Annotated in this window: 15 protein-coding genes; 3 read left to right on the forward strand and 12 right to left on the reverse strand. The window is 37.3% G+C overall.

The genetic code is table 11. The annotated features are described in order from the left end of the window. The 4 genes from RM573_RS03730 to fabB all read right to left on the reverse strand — a co-directional run. Positions 1-1,617, reverse strand: a 1,617-nt coding sequence (locus tag RM573_RS03730; RefSeq protein ID WP_311577480.1) for a FimV/HubP family polar landmark protein, incomplete at its 3' end; no start/stop codon positions are given. 239 nt (positions 1,618-1,856) lie between these two features. Then, positions 1,857-2,873, reverse strand: coding sequence for an aspartate-semialdehyde dehydrogenase (locus RM573_RS03735; RefSeq protein ID WP_311577482.1), 1,017 nt, complete (start codon positions 2,871-2,873; stop codon positions 1,857-1,859). A gap of 25 nt (positions 2,874-2,898) precedes the next feature. Beyond that, positions 2,899-4,044 (reverse strand): 4-phosphoerythronate dehydrogenase, encoded by a 1,146-nt coding sequence (locus RM573_RS03740; protein WP_311577486.1) that lies wholly within the window; start codon positions 4,042-4,044, stop codon positions 2,899-2,901. 599 nt (positions 4,045-4,643) lie between these two features. After that, positions 4,644-5,855 (reverse strand): beta-ketoacyl-ACP synthase I, encoded by a 1,212-nt coding sequence (fabB, locus tag RM573_RS03745; protein ID WP_311577488.1) that lies wholly within the window; start codon positions 5,853-5,855, stop codon positions 4,644-4,646. Between the two features lie 174 nt (positions 5,856-6,029). Here fabB and mnmC point away from each other — a divergent pair, with 174 nt between their 5' ends. Beyond that, positions 6,030-8,063 (forward strand): bifunctional tRNA (5-methylaminomethyl-2-thiouridine)(34)-methyltransferase MnmC2/FAD-dependent 5-carboxymethylaminomethyl-2-thiouridine(34) oxidoreductase MnmC1, encoded by a 2,034-nt coding sequence (gene mnmC / locus RM573_RS03750; RefSeq protein ID WP_311577490.1) that lies wholly within the window; start codon positions 6,030-6,032, stop codon positions 8,061-8,063. Between the two features lie 44 nt (positions 8,064-8,107). Here the strand turns inward: mnmC and RM573_RS03755 are convergent, their stop codons facing one another. Continuing rightward, positions 8,108-9,019, reverse strand: coding sequence for a LysR family transcriptional regulator (locus RM573_RS03755; RefSeq protein ID WP_311577493.1), 912 nt, complete (start codon positions 9,017-9,019; stop codon positions 8,108-8,110). Positions 9,020-9,124: 105 nt separating this feature from the next. Between RM573_RS03755 and RM573_RS03760 the strand changes: the two genes are divergently transcribed. Beyond that, positions 9,125-9,652, forward strand: a complete 528-nt coding sequence (locus tag RM573_RS03760; protein ID WP_311577497.1) for an NADPH-dependent FMN reductase — start codon at positions 9,125-9,127, stop codon at positions 9,650-9,652. A 32-nt stretch (positions 9,653-9,684) separates the two neighbouring features. Here the strand turns inward: RM573_RS03760 and RM573_RS03765 are convergent, their stop codons facing one another. The 4 genes from RM573_RS03765 to nhaA all read right to left on the reverse strand — a co-directional run bounded on the left by RM573_RS03765 (position 9,685) and on the right by nhaA (position 12,941). After that, positions 9,685-9,948, reverse strand: coding sequence for a YfcL family protein (locus RM573_RS03765; RefSeq protein ID WP_311578884.1), 264 nt, complete (start codon positions 9,946-9,948; stop codon positions 9,685-9,687). Between the two features lie 48 nt (positions 9,949-9,996). Then, positions 9,997-11,130: an ATP-NAD kinase family protein gene (locus RM573_RS03770; RefSeq protein WP_311577501.1), complete on the reverse strand. Its 1,134-nt coding sequence runs from the start codon at positions 11,128-11,130 to the stop codon at positions 9,997-9,999. Then, positions 11,117-11,668 carry an elongation factor P hydroxylase gene (locus RM573_RS03775; RefSeq protein ID WP_432280206.1) on the reverse strand — a complete coding sequence of 184 codons (552 nt, stop codon included), beginning with the start codon at positions 11,666-11,668 and terminating at the stop codon, positions 11,117-11,119. The genes RM573_RS03770 and RM573_RS03775 overlap by 14 nt, the downstream gene beginning before the upstream one ends. Before the next feature lie 82 nt (positions 11,669-11,750). After that, positions 11,751-12,941 (reverse strand): Na+/H+ antiporter NhaA, encoded by a 1,191-nt coding sequence (nhaA, locus tag RM573_RS03780; protein WP_311577508.1) that lies wholly within the window; start codon positions 12,939-12,941, stop codon positions 11,751-11,753. 251 nt (positions 12,942-13,192) lie between these two features. On the opposite strand from nhaA, the gene RM573_RS03785 reads away from it, so the two are divergent. Continuing rightward, entirely contained in the window at positions 13,193-13,663 is a 471-nt protein-coding gene (locus tag RM573_RS03785; protein ID WP_311577511.1) for an Lrp/AsnC family transcriptional regulator, read from the forward strand. 23 nt (positions 13,664-13,686) lie between these two features. Here RM573_RS03785 and RM573_RS03790 read toward each other — a convergent pair whose 3' ends face one another. From RM573_RS03790 to dnaJ, 3 genes are all read right to left on the reverse strand, one after another. Further along, positions 13,687-14,436, reverse strand: a complete 750-nt coding sequence (locus RM573_RS03790) for a substrate-binding periplasmic protein (protein WP_311577515.1) — start codon at positions 14,434-14,436, stop codon at positions 13,687-13,689. 71 nt (positions 14,437-14,507) lie between these two features. Then, positions 14,508-15,176 (reverse strand): hypothetical protein, encoded by a 669-nt coding sequence (locus RM573_RS03795; RefSeq protein WP_311577518.1) that lies wholly within the window; start codon positions 15,174-15,176, stop codon positions 14,508-14,510. Between the two features lie 183 nt (positions 15,177-15,359). Then, positions 15,360-16,496 carry a molecular chaperone DnaJ gene (dnaJ, locus tag RM573_RS03800; protein WP_311577521.1) on the reverse strand — a complete coding sequence of 379 codons (1,137 nt, stop codon included), beginning with the start codon at positions 16,494-16,496 and terminating at the stop codon, positions 15,360-15,362. Positions 16,497-16,747: the final 251 nt, after the last annotated feature.

The following is a 16,747-nucleotide window of genomic DNA, read 5'->3' on the forward strand; positions in this document are numbered from 1 at the left end:
GTCATCCACCGCACTTTCAGTTGCTTCGCTGGCTGTTTCTGGCTCAGGCGCACTTGCCATTGAATCCATCAGCGCGTCAATATCATCTGGATCGGTTAATTCGGCATTGTCGGGTAATTCATCGGCAGACTCTGAGGCCTTCGTCGATTCAGGCTCATCAGTCTCAATTTCATCAATAATACTATCAACATTTAGCACATCATCAGTATCTTGACTTTCATCTTCATCACTAACATCAAGCAATAAATCATCTAACGAGCCTTGATCTAACATACCGCCTTCAAGAGGTTCAGCTTCTTCCTCTTTTTCATCTGTAAGATCATCATCTATATTTGATAGAAGTGAATCTAAATCGCCTTGATCTAATTCTCCGCCTTCAAGCTCTTCAGCTGGTTCATCAATATCTAACGATATTTCTTCTAAATCATCGAGATCATCAAGGTCATCAAGATCACTCAAACTATCATCTAAATGAATAACTTCATCATCATCAAGAAGATCATCATTGAGTGAATCTAAATCAGCACTTAATAAGTCATCACCACTATCTTCCGATAAATCAATAGATAACTCATCATCTAATGATAATTCGTCATCTAACGACAGCTCATTATCTAAAGATAATTCATCGTCTAATGATAAAGAATCCTCAGCTTCTTGAGTGGGTTCAGATTTGGTTTCTTCTTTTGCTTTACTCTTTGCTTCAACCGCTTTTTCTGTGTCGTTGCCTTCATGCTCTGTTTTTTTCTTTCGACGTAAGAAAAATACGACAGTGCCGATAATAATGGCCGCAGGGATACTCCCCATTAAGACAAGAAACCATGCACTCGTCATAAAGTTATTTTTTTCTAATTCGGCTTGTTGTTTTTCTAATAATAATTCTTGCTCTCGCGCCGCGGCTCTTTCTTCTTGTTTTAAAAGCAAAGCTTGCATTGCAGACAGTTGTTCTTTTAATTCATCAACTTCTTTAGCGGACTCTTGTTGAATAACTTCTAACTGTTCATTAAAGTTTGACAGTTGTTTATCAACCACTTGATTTTCTTTGAGTAATGCTTGTAAACCATCGATTGAATCAGAAACGTCATTTTGAATATTTTCTAAACGTTCTTTTTGAGAGTTATCATAGGTTTGTAATTTATCGTTAATTTCACTTTTTGCTAATTCTAAATCTTTTTTCTGGACACTCTGCTCAGGTGGTTTAGTCGTTTTTACTTTTTCAACCACTTTTGATTGCCACGTTTGATCGTCTTGATCAGATTTTTGTCGCGCAGTATAAGGGTTAATTTGTGCAATTTCAGATTTTGATGGTATGGCAAGATATTGACCATCAACTAAATGATTTAAATTGTTATCTTTAAAGGCCGCAGGATTTTTTTGATACAGCGCTTGCATCACTTGATAAATAGTTAGGCTAGGATCAGGGCGCACTTGTAAAGCTATATTCCATAAAGTATCGCTTGAACGAATCGGTCCATATCGTTCAAAAGGAAAAGCGTCCATACTTTTAGGACCGCGAATACGAATACCGCCTTCTTCTAACGCGAATGAATTAAGGCTGGTTGTACTAATGCTGATAAATATAACCTGCCACAGGCACAGGCGTAACAGTCGTTGCATTAAGATTTCCTAATTATTTTTATAGTTAGCCAATTGTTTGACTCGTCCAAGTACTGAAAAAACAAAGCAAAAATTATTCCAATGTCAAAACAGCGTATTTTTTATATCAATAGGTTTTATTTATTGAACCCTTTTTATAACAAAAAAACTCGTCGTTAACTATAACGACGAGTTTTTATTTTTCTTTAATAAATCTTGAACTTAGCAATAGCTAAGTGATTTCAGCAAAATAGATTTTATTATAGATGCTCTTTTATTAATAATTCTGCGATTTGTACGCTATTTGTTGCAGCACCTTTACGAACATTATCGGCAACAATCCACATATTTAAGCCATTGTTATGGCTAATATCTTCTCGGATACGACCAACATAAGTGTCGTCTTTACCGCTCGCATCACTAATTTGAGTTGGGAAGTCTTCGTCATTTTCACAAACAACAACACCAGGCGCCTGTTTTAATAATTCTTTCGCTTCTTCAGCCGAAATTGGAGACTTAGTTTCAATATGAAGCGCTTCAGCATGGCCAAAAAATACCGGTACACGAACTGCTGTTGGATTCACACGAATGCTGTTATCACCTAATATTTTATTGGTTTCCCACACCATTTTCATTTCTTCTTTGGTGTAGCCATTATCTAAAAACACATCAATTTGCGGGATCACATTAAAGGCAATTTGACGAGAAAAGTTTTTCGTTTCTACCGGCTTACCACTTAATAAATCAGCAGTTTGTTTAGCTAACTCATCCATTGCAGATTTACCGCCACCCGACACTGACTGATATGTACAAACATTAATTCGGTCAATACCAACAGCGTCTTGAATTGGTTTAAGCGCTACCATCATTTGGATGGTTGAACAATTTGGGTTGGCTATAATATTACGGTTACGATAATCCGCTAAAGCACTAGGGTTTACTTCTGGAACAACTAATGGAATATCATCTTCGTAACGAAATTCTGAAGTATTATCAATCACCACACAGCCTGCTTCACCCGCAATAGGGGCAAACTTTGCAGAAGTACTACCACCGGCTGAGAAAAAACCGATTTGAGCAAGACTAAAGTCAAAGGTGTCAGCATCGATCACTTCAATATTTTCGCCATTGAACTCAATTATTTCACCCGCAGAACGAGCACTTGCTAATGGATATAATTTATTAATAGGAAAGTCTCTTTCTTCAAGAATTTCCATAATTGTTTTACCAACTAAACCTGTTGCACCTAATATGCAAACATCAAATTTCTGTGTCATGCCCTTCTCTCTTTTACGCTACTATTTACTGCTTACTGCCTTTTCGAAAACCGAGTTGATATAAAACATCACTCTCTATTTGTTTTGTCATCGCTATTTGAATGGCCGAAAATTCCCTGCGAGCTGGGTAAGTTTTACGAATATAATCAAATGAATGACAATTTACATGTTGATAGCCTATTTGTTGACGGAAAAGGCCATCGTCACGACGCACATCGTAAACTATTTTCACCAGTTGGTTTAGTAAAATTTCATCAAATTGTTGGTTTATTTCAATTTGATTGATACCTGATTCAGGTAAGAAATTTTCTAATGATTTTTCTTCACGAACCTCCAAATGTTGACATAATGCACGATAAAGCATTTCCGTACCACGAGCTTTTCCTTCTAAGCTATAACCAGCAATATGAGCAGTGGTGATTTCACAAAACGGAATTAACTCTTGCAAAATATTAGGCTCATTTTCCCAAACATCTAAAACAAGTTTCAGTGGATGTCCTGATTGCTTTAATCGCAATAACGCCTGATTATCTATCACTTCACCGCGACAGGCATTTATCAAAATTTGTTCGGCAGTTAATGCGGCTAAACGTTGTTCATCTAGAAGATGATAAGTTGGATGTTCGCCTTGGGTAGTTTTAGGTACATGTAATGAAATAACATCACAGCTTAACGCTTCCTCTAAAGTAACAAAATTTCGCTTATCAGAAGCATCTTGCTCAAGGTAAGGATCAAATAAGACATGCTGGATCCCTAATGCGGTTAATTTTTCACTCAATCGACTGCCCGTATTACCTGCACCAACAATACCTACCGTCATATCCAATAGTTTGAATTGATAACGTTCAGCCAATACAACTAGTGCAGACAGGACATATTCAGCAACAGACACAGCATTACATCCAGGGGCGGAAGTAAAGGCGATATTTCTCGAATCTAAATAATTTTTATCAATATGATCAAAACCAATGGTCGCTGTCCCTACGAATGTTAAGGCATGATTTTGCTTTAACAAGGTTTCATTAACCTGAGTAATAGAGCGCACTAACAGCACATCAGCATTGGCAACTTGCTCTGCAGTTAAATCACGACCAGAAAATGGCGTTAACTCACCAAAGTCTGCAAAAAATTTTGCCGCAAACGGCATATTTTCATCATAAAAAATATTCATTTAAGTAAACACTTATTTTAGTTTTCACTACTAACTTGTTTCAACATTGTATCTTTTCACATCGACGTGCATAGATGCACTAATGCTTTGAAAGGCAGGAAGCCTGTACATACACGCTCCTGTTCATCCATGAATCTGCGATATACCGTACATCCTGTACATAACGCTCCTGTTCATCCATGAACCCGCGATATACCGTACATCCTGTACATGCACGCTCCTGTTCATCCATGAACCCGCGATATACCGTACATCCTGTACATGCACGCTCCTGTTCATCCATGAACCCGCGATATACCGTACATCCTGTACATGCACGCTCCTGTTCATCCATGACGTACATCCTGTACATACACGCTCCTGTTCATCCATGAACCCGCGATATACCGTACATCCTGTACATACACGCTCCTGTTCATCCATGAACCCGCGATATACCGTACATCCTGTACATAAAAAAGCCACTGTAAAGTGGCTTAATGTAATAACGAATGAATTCGCAGTTATTTAAGTCTGTAACAAAGAAGAAACACGGAATTGATGACTATCAATGAGTATTTCTGATGCAGTTACAATGAAAAATAGCAAAGAATTAATCGTTATTTATATTTTTTCATTACTAATGTGGCGTTAGTCCCACCAAAACCGAAACTATTTGACATTACTAAATCAAGTTCAGCTTCACGAGCTTCAGTGACAATATCTAGGCCTTGTGCTTTTTCATCAAGCGTATCGATATTAATAGAAGGTGCTATAAAGTTATTTTCCATCATTAATAAAGAGTAAATCGCTTCATGAACACCCGCAGCACCTAAAGCATGACCTGTCATGGCTTTAGTCGCACTGATTGCCGGAGAATCATCACCAAACAATTCTTGAATAGCACCTAATTCTTTAACATCACCTACTGGCGTAGAAGTACCGTGAGTATTTAAATAATCCACTTTACCTTCAACACCTTCCATCGCTTGTTGCATACAGCGCACTGCGCCTTCGCCACTTGGCGCAACCATATCGTAACCGTCAGAAGTTGCACCATAACCGACGATTTCAGCATAAATATGTGCGCCACGTGCTAATGCATGTTCTAATTCTTCAACAACAACCATACCGCCGCCGCCTGAAATAACAAAACCATCACGGTCAGCATCATAAGTTCGAGAAGCTAACTCTGGTGTATCGTTACGACCCGCTGATAATGCGCCCATGCCATCAAACATCATTGCTAATGACCAATGTACTTCTTCACCACCACCAGCAAAAACGACATCTTGTTTGCCTAATTGAATCAGCTCAACAGCATTGCCAATACAATGGGCACTTGTTGCACAAGCTGAACTAATTGAATAATTCACACCTTTAATTTTAAATGGGGTTGCTAAACAAGCAGATACTGTACTACCCATTGTTTTAGGTACGGCATAAGGGCCAACACGACGAATACCACGATTTCGTAAAGTGTCAGTTGTTGCAACAACATTTTCTGATGACGCGCCACCTGAGCCAGCAACAATACCGGTACGGAAATCAGAAACTTGTTCTTCTGTCAATTTAGCATCAGCGATCGCTTGCTCCATTGCAACATAAGCATAACCAGCAGCATCTCCCATAAAACGGAAGGCTTTACGATCAATATGATTTTTTGGTTCAAGTGAAGGTTTACCCCATACTTGGCTACGTAAGCCTTGTTCTTCAAAGCTGTCCGCTTTAGTTATACCTGAACGGCCTGCTTTCAAAGACGCTAAAACTTCTTCAGCGTTATTACCGATACTTGATACAATTCCTAATCCGGTGATGACTACTCGTTTCATTTAATTAACCATTTAAAATTTATAAAAATCGGGCATATCATACAGAAATTTACCCGGAAACTGGTCTGCTGAGTGTACACGTGTACTCTCATTTATTCAAACCATGACAATGTTGATGAATTATAGGTAAAATAGTCCTTGTGTATAGTGCTATTTATAAAAATTGATCATAAAGTGACCTCTATCAATAAAATAACGTTTCGAGACGACGGCTCTCCTTATTCTGAAAAATTTAACGACATATATTTTGATACCGAATCAGGATATCAGCAGAGTGAACACGTGTTCATAAAAGGCAATAATATTGCTGAAAATTTAATCAGAGGAGCAAAAGAATTTACCATTGCTGAAACTGGTTTTGGCACAGGGTTAAACTTTTTACTAACGTTAAGATTATATAAAAAGCTCGCGCAAAGTCACCAATTGCCTGTGTTGCATTTTATTAGCACTGAAAAATATCCACTCACGAAAAAACAATTAGTAAAATCACTAGCCAGCCTAAACGCTTTAACTGATGAAAAAGACGAGCTGATTGCCTGTTATCCTGATTCGCCCGTGTATCTATCTGAACTTCAAGGTGAGCTACAACCTAGGCAAAAAGCAGAATGTTTGTTTTTTGATAATAAAATAAAGTTAACCATTTTCTTTGATGATTCCACAGCTGCGCTTAACGCGATAAAACTACCTAGAAAACAACAAGGACTCGTCGATGCATGGTATCTCGACGGTTTTTCACCCGCTCGAAACCCAGAAATGTGGCAAGACGCACTATTTGCCGAAATGGCTCGATTATCAAAACCACAAGCAACCGTCAGTACCTTTACTATTGCTGGTTTTATTCGACGAGGGTTAGAGCAAGTTGGTTTTCGGTTAGAAAAAAAACAATACTTGGGCAATAAAAATGAAATTTTAACCGGGAAATATCAGCAAAATAAACTTCAAGGTAAAGGTTACCAATTAAGACCTCAGATCACTAAACCACAACATGTCAGCATTATTGGCGGAGGGATAGCATCTGCATGTGCGGCTTATTTATTAACGAAAAACGGCATCAAAGTAACCCTTTATTGTAAAGATATAAAAGTCGCGCAAGGAGCGTCTAGCAATGCTATCGGAGCTTTGTTTCCACTTATTCATCAGCAACAAGACGACATTAGCCTGTTCTATCAAAAAGCCTTTTCGGTTGCATTAAATTTTTATAATGAACTTGACGCTCAAGAGTATCATTTCAGCCATAATTGGTGTGGTTTACTCGAAATTTCATATAAAACGTCTCTTGAAAAGCGTCAACAAGCATTTGACAAAATTCAAGCTTGGCCAAGTGAATTAGTCACCAGTATGGATAAATTACAAGCGAGCCAACAAGCACAAATTCCTTTAGAGCATGGCGGGTTGTTTTTTCCTCAATCAGGTTGGATAGCCCCACAAGAATTAGTCGAACAATTACTCAAAGCGGCGGCTCACACGAATCGTTTACGCATTGAAACCTCGACGCAAGTTTCGAGTATTTCACAACAAGATGACGACAGTTGGCGATTAAAAACCAATAAAGGCGAGTTTAATGCTTCTGTTCTAGTGTTTTGTGGTGGTGCTGACGGCATAAAAATAAACACAATCGATGACTTGCCTTTAAGTTCAGTAAGAGGCCAAATTACCTCAATGAAAACCAATAAACATCTTGGCAAATTGAATACGGTGATTTGTCATAAAGGTTATTTAACGCCTGAACATAAAGGAATACATTGTATTGGCGCCACTTTTGATAAAAACAGTTTTGATACTGTACCTCGAGACGAGGATGACCTGTATAACTTAACCATGTTAGAAAAGTGCTTACCCGAATTAAGCGCTAATATATCATCATGGCAGTTATCAGACATAGTAACCCGAAAAGCACGTTTACGCTGTATGACGCCTGATCATTTGCCAATGGTTGGCGCCATGCCAAATATAAAGGAACATATCGCAAATTATCAGCATTTAGCGAAAGATAAAAATTGGCGATTTTATCAACCAGCACCCCAGATTAAAAATTTGTATCTGTTAACTGGTTTGGGTGCTCGAGGGCTTTGTACTGCCCCTTTATTAGCACAAATTTTAACCGCTGATTTGACGGGCGCACCTTATCCAATTGATAGTGACATGCTCTTTAACCTCTCACCGAATCGTTTTGTGATCCGAGATATTATTAAACGAAAATATAGCTAAGCAAAATTGAATTTTGTCTATATGACAGTCCAAAACAGTTAATTTCAAAGGGATTCATTTGGCAGCTCATTGACAATAAAATCAATAAAACACCTAATTTTAGGCGACAAATATTTGCGACTTGGGTAAACCACAAAAACATCAATGGCAGGCTCTTGATAATCACTAAAGAGCACTTCTAACTGATTATTTTTCAAAGTATCTTCTAATGCAAATTCTGGCAAACGTACTATTCCATGACCATCTAACGCCATTTTTAATTCAAGTTGTGCGCTATTACAAAGCAGTTTAGACTTCACATCAACCACAATCATTTTGTCATTCAATGTGCGGTAAACCCATTTATGTGGCAAGCGTAAATTACTATAACACAAGCAGTTATGTTCAGATAATTGGCTAGGATTTGTAGGTCGACCATATTTTTTAAGGTATTCAGCTGAAGCAACCGTTACTCCTTTTGATTGAAATATTTTTCGACAAATCAGGCTTGATTCTTCGAGCTGTTGAGTCGCCCTGATCACTAAATCGAATCCATCTAATACCACATCAACTTGTCTATCATTAAAATCAATGTCTAAGCTCATTAACGGATAGTGCTGAAGAAATTTCGATAATACTGGCTGAAGATAATTAAGGCCAAAACTAACAGGACAGCTGATTTTTAAAACACCTTTAATGGTTTCTTGGCTTTGATCTAATTCGCCTAAAGCTTGTTCGGCATCGTTTACCATTTGCTGACATTGTTGATAATACACTTCCCCTTCAGAGGTCAAACTAATAGATCGCGTAGTCCTGTTCAATAACCGCACTCCTAATCGAGCTTCTAATTTATTGATTTCTTTACTGATATATGAACTTGAATGCCCCGTTTTTTCTGCGGCAGCACTAAAGCCACGACAATTAACCACCTGGGTAAAAATTACGATACCATCAAATAAATTTGTATTAGAAGCCATTTGGAAACAGTTTATCCTTAAAAGTGATATTAATTACATATAACACTTAATATATACTAGCGCTAGTTTACAAAACAACCTGAATAACTTAAGGAGTTAACTATTATGAAAATATTAACCTTTGCCGCGAGTAGCAGTAGTAAGTCTATCAATAAAACCTTAGCTACCTATGCAGCTTCTTTGGTAAAAAGTGCAGATGTTGAAGTGTTAGATATTAATGACTATGAAATGCCTTTATTTAGCGAAGATAAAGAAGCTATATTAGGGCAACCGAAGGAAGCAAAAGCTTTCTATCAAAAAATAACGCAAGCAGATGCACTGATCATTTCATTTGCCGAGCATAATGGTTCATATACTGCTGCTTACAAAAATTTATTTGATTGGACGTCGAGAATAAATCAAAAACTTTTTCAAAATAAACCTATGGTTCTATTAGCGACATCACCGGGCCCTGGAGGTGCTGCAACCGTATTAAATGCAGCTGTAACATCAGCGCCATATTTTAATGGCGATGTAAAAGCCTCTCTTTCGATACCTAGTTTTTACGATAACTTTGATGTAGCAAAGAATACATTCTCGTCACAAGAGCTACTCACGATACTAACTGAAGCGGTATCAAGTCTGAGTAAATAATTTGTCAGATTATTTCAGGTAATAAGAAACTCTTAAACGAGTAAAGTTTTTTGTAAACTTAACCAGTAATTATTCACAATGGCATTGTCTTGGGGAGTCAACTCAGTTTTAGCTTTGCTGAGCTCCTCGCTGACACGATCACAAAGTTCAACACTAATGACTTGGTTTTCATCGCCAAATTGAGCGGCGACTAAGGCGATAAAACCTCGAATATAACTACTGGCAAATAAAGTATCACTGTCAGCTTCTTCTGCTACCAATTCATCAAAATATTGATATAACGCTTGTAAATTCATCGCTTTCACGCATGTATCCTTTGTATGATTATTTTATTAGGTTGACTTTTATTGTGGGCTAGCAACAGGATATAACACTTGATCATGATACCCTGTCGTTACTGTCATAAAACCAGCGAGTAAATTATCCACATCACTATCTCCGGTATCAGCAATCAGCGGTCTTGATTGCAGAGCGCTAAGTTTGGTTTTTGTGGCAATAATGATAATATTTTCTTTACCAATCGCTTTTATTACGCGAGGGCTCAATTGCTGATTACCACGACCAAATATATGACCTTGACCACCAATTAAGGTGATCACCAACTTAACGTTTGTCGCTGAGTTATCTTGAAGGTATTGCCATAATTGAGGTTCAGTAACATCATTTGCCAATAACCTTTGTTGTTGAACCAAATCAACCCCTAAAAGGGTATTTTCTAATGCTAACTCTGCCATTAAATAAGCGGTTGTTGATCCTGAGCCAATTATAAATAACTGTTCATCCATTTGATTAATAACATCAGCAGCAATGTCTTGTAACACCAATTCATCAGACTCTTTCCCACCCGATTTAACCGCTTGAATATAACGTAACTCACATGGCACTTTCATTTCACCAAATCGTTTGGCTTTTACAATACCTTGACGAAATAATGATTCGTCAATATCCATCACATCCGCTTCTGTTAATGTAACCAACTGGTTTGTCACCATCATTTCAACTACTCGCCCTGCTGCTTTCGGTGTAACAGCATAAACACCTGAATGTATTTTACAGCCTGCAGGCACCCCTAATACAGGAAAAGTATCACCAACCATATGACAGACGTTTCGTGCAGTGCCATCACCGCCGGCAAATAACAATAAATCTATATCTTCCGCTAATAAAGCTGTTACGGTATCTTCAGTATCTTGCGAAGTTGTATCAAGTGACGGGGCTTGATAAACCACTTTGACTTTAAAGCCCAAAGTACGAGCGATGTCTTCCCCCATCAATGCATTCGCAGTATAAATTTCAATATTCTCTTGATACGGGAGTAAAATTTCTAACGCTAACTTAGCTCTGTCATTGGCTTTAGCTTGAGCGCCTAATAATTTTGCTTTATCAGCAATCCCTTCCCCGTCACTCCCTTTTAAGGCAACGCTACCGCCAATACCGGCAATAGGATTAATAATTAAACCTAGTTTAAATAGACTCATATGACTCTTTTTCATAAATAAATTGTTCTATGCTAAGTGGTAAAGTAACCTGATAGAAAGTCGCCAATGCCTCGATAAATTGTTGCGCGCGTGATGGAAAGCCTTGTTGAATATACACTTTAACTTGTTGGTATACTGCATGTTTAAATTGAACAGTATCCGCCTGTGCACCATTTAAATTATCCGCAGAAACAGAAAATGCTTTTCTTGAAGCGACACAAAAAGCCCATTCTATTGCTTGTGGCTTAATTTCAACTTGCTCAAACCGTTTTTGTTGCTCGGCATTTCGTCCATCAGGTAAATACCAATAACCAAAATCTTCTAACAGACGACGAGCCTCACCCGCTAAACACCAATGAGAAATTTCATGAAGTGCGCTCGCAAAAAAGCCATGAGCAAAAATAATTTGGTGATAACTACATTGTTCACTCGAAGGTAAATAAAGCGGTTCACCACCACCTTTTACTAATCGAGTATTATACGTTTGATAAAAGCATTGCTCGAATAACTTTATCAAGTCCTGATAGTCGTGTTTCATACGGCAAATGAATCGAAGAAAATTGTCGGTATTTTAACGAAAATTGGCGACAAAAAACATCGCCAATTTTATCACTAAAGATTTATTTTTTTTCAGGAGAATTCGGTAAGTGTTTTACCGCGCTATTAATTAATAGGTAGCCGCTGATCCCAGAGATAAGGGAGCCGACAACTATGCCTAATCTATCTTGAAAAAGCGGACTTGTCGCGTCTTGCTCGAAAGCAAGTGAACCAACAAATAAACTCATGGTAAAGCCAACGCCACATAACATAGCAACGCCATATAACAAGGTCCAATTTACATTATCAGGCAACTTTGCCATACCGAGTTTAATTGCTATAAAGCAAAAACCAAAGACACCAATTTGTTTGCCAACGACTAAACCTAAAATGATCCCAAGCGGTACAGGGGATATAATTTGTTCTAGACCGACACCGCTGAAATTGATCCCTGCATTAGCAAAAGCAAAAATTGGCAAAATAATAAACGCAACTAACGCGTGTAAATTATGTTCAAGAGACTTTAACGGTGAAGGCTCGCCTTCTTTGCCTTTAATGGGAATAAATAACGCTAATATAACTCCAGCTAATGTGGCATGAACACCTGATTTTAACACGGCAACCCATAAAATAATGCCGATAAAAATATAAGGGGCGGTATCGGTAACCCCTTTACGATTTAACATAAATAAAAGTGTTAACATTACTGCCGAAATACTCAACGATAGCAACGACAATTGTTCCGTGTAAAAAAATGCGATAACAATTATTGCGCCTAAATCATCAAAAATCGCCAGTGAAGTTAAAAATACTTTCAGCTGTAAAGGCACTTTCGAACCAATAATCGCTAAAATTCCTAATGCAAAAGCAATATCAGTTGCCGTAGGTATTGCCCAACCATTTAACGCAACTGGATTATCATAATTAAGCATGGCGTAACAAAGCGCCGGCACTAACATACCACCGATAGCACCTATTGCTGGTAAGGTAATTTGTCCTGGCTCTGATAAGTCACCTTCTAGAAATTCTCTTTTCAGCTCTAAACCTACTAAGAAGAAAAATAACGCCATCAGTCCATCATTAATCCACAATAATAAAGGCTTAGCTATTTCAAAGGATCCAACGGCAATTACTACAGGAATATTTAGCAGCATGTCGTAATAAACTGACCAAGGAGAATTAGCAACAATCATGGCAAAAATTGCCGTAACCATGAGAATAATCCCACTTGATGCTTCTAACTTTAAAAAATCTTGAATTGACTTAATTGGCATAAAACCTCAATTTTCCACTGCTTTTATTTGCGACATAATATGTCACAAATACGCGTGATGATCATCCATTTTTTACTAAATAGCTTAGTCCAACTCAATAAGAAAAAACAATGGCGCGTCTTTAATTCGGAATAAACTGACTTTATCGATAATAATTTCTTTTATTATCCGTTTTCACTGGTTTTTCAAACAATAATAAGTGTAGTATGCAATTAATAATCAGATGTAAATGAATGAGTAAACAATAACAAATGAAAAAATTAGACGAAATCGATTTACGAATACTCACCATTCTTTATAAAAACGCAGATATCACCAATAAAGAATTAGCGTCGCAAATAGGCATTGCGCCATCTACCTGTTTAGAGCGTGTGAAGCGAATGAAAACAAATGGCATTATTAAAGGTGCTTTTGTTGATATTAACTTTAAAAGTATTGGCGGGAATATAGAAGCGATTGCCGCGATACGGCTGCAACCTTACTCAGAGGAAATCGTCAATAAATTACGAGACGACTTATTGAAACTACCAGAAATAGTGAGTTTATATCATATGGGGGGGAGTTATGATTACTTTATTCATATGTCCGTTAGAGATAGTGAACACTTACGTCAATTTGTCTTTAATGCCGTAACCTCAAGAGATGAAGTGACAACTGTTGAGACCTCTTTAATTTTTGAGCATAGCCGAAGTGGCGTTTTACCTAATTTTGAAGAGGAATAGTTATTCTCAATAACAACAAAATCTTATTCTTTTTTTGCTCGGTGAGTATAAGTGTACTTGGCTAATAGTTTATCCATCTCACCACTTTCTTGAAGCGCTCGAATATGTTCATCTAATAATTGTTTTTCACGAGTAAATTCAGGCCGTAAAATAATATTGAGTGGTACACTGCTTATTGGTTGTTTGGCATGATAAAGTTGTTTGCCCTCAAAGAAGGGCAATTGCATAATATTGATGGCATTAAATTCGTTCATCACTAAATAATCACAGCGTTTTTTAAACAGCATTTTTAACATCGATAAATGATTTGATGCATCGACTCTCATTAGTCGTTTACTGTCAAAATAAGAATTTAGCTTTGGATAAAAATAACTTTTTCTCGTACATACAGTGTTAATTTTTTTAGACTCAGCAAGAGAAAAGTTTTCGGGGAATTTACGAGGACTGTATAAAAAACTTCGGTGCTGATGAATTGGAATCGTTGATATCACCTTTTCTGGTTGTTTCAGCCAAGCCACACTTAACATCATCATGTCAGCTTTGTTAGCATATATTTGTTCTTCACTCCTTTTTCGACTATTTGAAACAAACCGATAATTGAGCGATTGCATGCCATGTAATATATCAGGGATCACTCCTATGTATGAATTTTGATCATGATCAAAATACAAGTAAGGTAGTGAGCCAGGATCATTTACCACAAATAAAAGTTGCTCATCTGCTTTAGCCAATAAAGTAAATAAACAACTACAAAACAGCATAAATCTAAGCAAAATATTTTATTCCCTTAAATAAAGACTTTTGGCATTTTTTTAGTAAAATTCTAACGATAAAAGTGACAAATCTATAAAGCAGAAAAGTCTTGGTTCTCATAATACAAAGGCGTCATAGTTCCACAATTGATAAATTTAAACAGCAATTCATTTTCTTTAGGAACAGCAGAGCTGGTATTAAAACGCCCTAAGCAGCCCGCTTCTACATCAATATGAAGAATATGATCATAGCTAGGGGCTTTCTGGATGCGATGTATATATAATTTGTTATTTTTATTTATGTTTACAACATCATACTCTTGTTTATTCGAAGAATCGGTTAAGTCCACCATGTCTCTGACATACATCAATTTAGCAAAGGTAAGTGGGATACTTTCATAGACAAGCATGCCGTCTCGCTCAAAATGCCCTGAATATACATCGGCATTAATCACCATTTTTTCACCACGCATAAGTCGTTGTAAGTTAAATGGTTTAGGTTTAATAGTGACTAAATCCCCATCCCTGACACTTTGTAAAAGTGCTAAATCTTTATTTTCAAGTTTATAAATTAGTTGTACGTTATGAGGCTTATGATACAAGGGAAGATGAGAAGCATAAATACTCGATGATTTCGTAAATAATACCATACCATGAACTCCTACATAGCCTGGATCTAACGGCGGTAATTCCGCAGCTTCCTCTGCAGACAAAGTAAAAGAACACATGAAACTTACGACAATAAATAATATTTTGGCCATGAAAAATACTTCTGTAGGATTACTAATTTATATTAAATTATCCAAATATTCCCTTAGCAAAAATAGGCAATATTGGAAACATTCAACGATTCAAGATTGAGTATAGAACAATTTAATACGCTAAAAAAAGCCATAGAAAATTTATTTTCTATGGCTTTAATTTTTTGACTATTTCTGAAAGACTTAACTTTTTAAATCATCAAAAAAGTTTTTTACGCTGTCGAAAAATCCAGTTTCTTTTGGGTTATGCTTGGTTTGATTTTTACCCATTTTTTCTTCAAGTTGACGCAATAAGTCAGCTTGATCACCGGAGAGATTCACGGGAGTTTCAATTACCGCTTTACACATTAAATCGCCCGTCGCATGACTTCTTACTGATTTAACACCTTTACCTCTTAAGCGGAACATTTTACCTGTTTGTGTTTCTTTAGGTATTTTCAGTTTAACTTTACCGCCAAGGGTTGGCACTTCAATTTCACCACCTAAAGCTGCAGTCGTAAAACTAATTGGCACTTCGCAGTATAAGTTATTTTCTTCACGAACAAATATCGGATGATCTTTAACATGTACTTGCACATACAAATCACCAGCTGGCGCACCATGCTCACCTGCTTCACCTTCACCTGATAGCCTAATACGATCGCCTGTATCAACACCTGCAGGTACTTTCGCATTAAGGGTTTTAGTTTTTTCTACTCGACCTTGACCACGACAAGAAGTACAAGGGTCGCTAATGACTTTACCTTTACCTGAACAAGTTGGACACGTTTGTTGCACTGCAAATAAACCTTGGCGCATTTGTACTTGGCCGTGGCCATGACAAGTCGAACAAGTTTTAGCACTTGTGCCTTTTTTCGCTCCAGAGCCATCACATGGCTCACAAGCTACATAAGTCGGTACTTTAATTTCTACAGATTTACCTTTTACGGCATCTTCTAAGCTCATTTCAAGGTTGTAACGTAAATCACTACCACGACGTTGACGAGATTGACCACCGCCACGTCGACCGCCACCAAAAATATCACCAAAGATATCACCGAAAGCATCACCAAAGTCTTGACCACCGCCAAAGCCGCCACCACCGTGACCACCTTGTTCAAAAGCAGCATGACCATATTGATCATATGCCGCACGCTTTTGATCATCACTTAGAATTTCATAAGCTTCTTTAATTTCTTTAAACGTCTCTTCTTTCGATTTATCACCTTGAGTACGATCGGGATGATATTTCATCGCTAAACGTTTATAAGCTTTTTTTATTTCTCTTTCGCCAGCATCTTTTGTAAGGCCAAGCGTTTCATAATAATCGCGTTTTGACATAATTCTCTTTACTTCACATCTATTGATATCAATTTGGTTAATTACTTATTGGATAAAAAATAACTAATAAAATTAATACGTTAGCAAGAATAATAAAACAGAATAAAGCGCCGATAACGATCGACGCTTTATTATTTATCAACCTTAATGAACTAAGGTTGTAAAGCTTTAAGCTAGTTAGTTTCAGTACAAGGCGGAAGCACGGAGCTTGGTTTACCAAGTGAGTACTTCCAACGCAGTAATGGGACTAA

Source organism: Thalassotalea castellviae (assembly GCF_031846185.1).
Classification (GTDB): domain Bacteria; phylum Pseudomonadota; class Gammaproteobacteria; order Enterobacterales; family Alteromonadaceae; genus Thalassotalea_H; species Thalassotalea_H castellviae.

Coding starts and splice junctions, on each gene's coding strand:
- dnaJ (WP_311577521.1), bottom strand. CDS start 16,496: ATGTCAAAACGCGATTATTATGAAACGCTTGGCCTTACAAAAGATGCT.
- RM573_RS03795 (WP_311577518.1), bottom strand. CDS start 15,176: ATGGCCAAAATATTATTTATTGTCGTAAGTTTCATGTGTTCTTTTACT.
- RM573_RS03755 (WP_311577493.1), bottom strand. CDS start 9,019: ATGGCTTCTAATACAAATTTATTTGATGGTATCGTAATTTTTACCCAG.
- RM573_RS03735 (WP_311577482.1), bottom strand. CDS start 2,873: ATGACACAGAAATTTGATGTTTGCATATTAGGTGCAACAGGTTTAGTT.
- RM573_RS03740 (WP_311577486.1), bottom strand. CDS start 4,044: ATGAATATTTTTTATGATGAAAATATGCCGTTTGCGGCAAAATTTTTT.
- nhaA (WP_311577508.1), bottom strand. CDS start 12,941: ATGCCAATTAAGTCAATTCAAGATTTTTTAAAGTTAGAAGCATCAAGT.
- RM573_RS03775 (WP_432280206.1), bottom strand. CDS start 11,668: ATGAAACACGACTATCAGGACTTGATAAAGTTATTCGAGCAATGCTTT.
- RM573_RS03770 (WP_311577501.1), bottom strand. CDS start 11,130: ATGAGTCTATTTAAACTAGGTTTAATTATTAATCCTATTGCCGGTATT.
- fabB (WP_311577488.1), bottom strand. CDS start 5,855: ATGAAACGAGTAGTCATCACCGGATTAGGAATTGTATCAAGTATCGGT.
- RM573_RS03760 (WP_311577497.1), top strand. CDS start 9,125: ATGAAAATATTAACCTTTGCCGCGAGTAGCAGTAGTAAGTCTATCAAT.
- RM573_RS03785 (WP_311577511.1), top strand. CDS start 13,193: ATGAAAAAATTAGACGAAATCGATTTACGAATACTCACCATTCTTTAT.
- RM573_RS03765 (WP_311578884.1), bottom strand. CDS start 9,948: ATGAATTTACAAGCGTTATATCAATATTTTGATGAATTGGTAGCAGAA.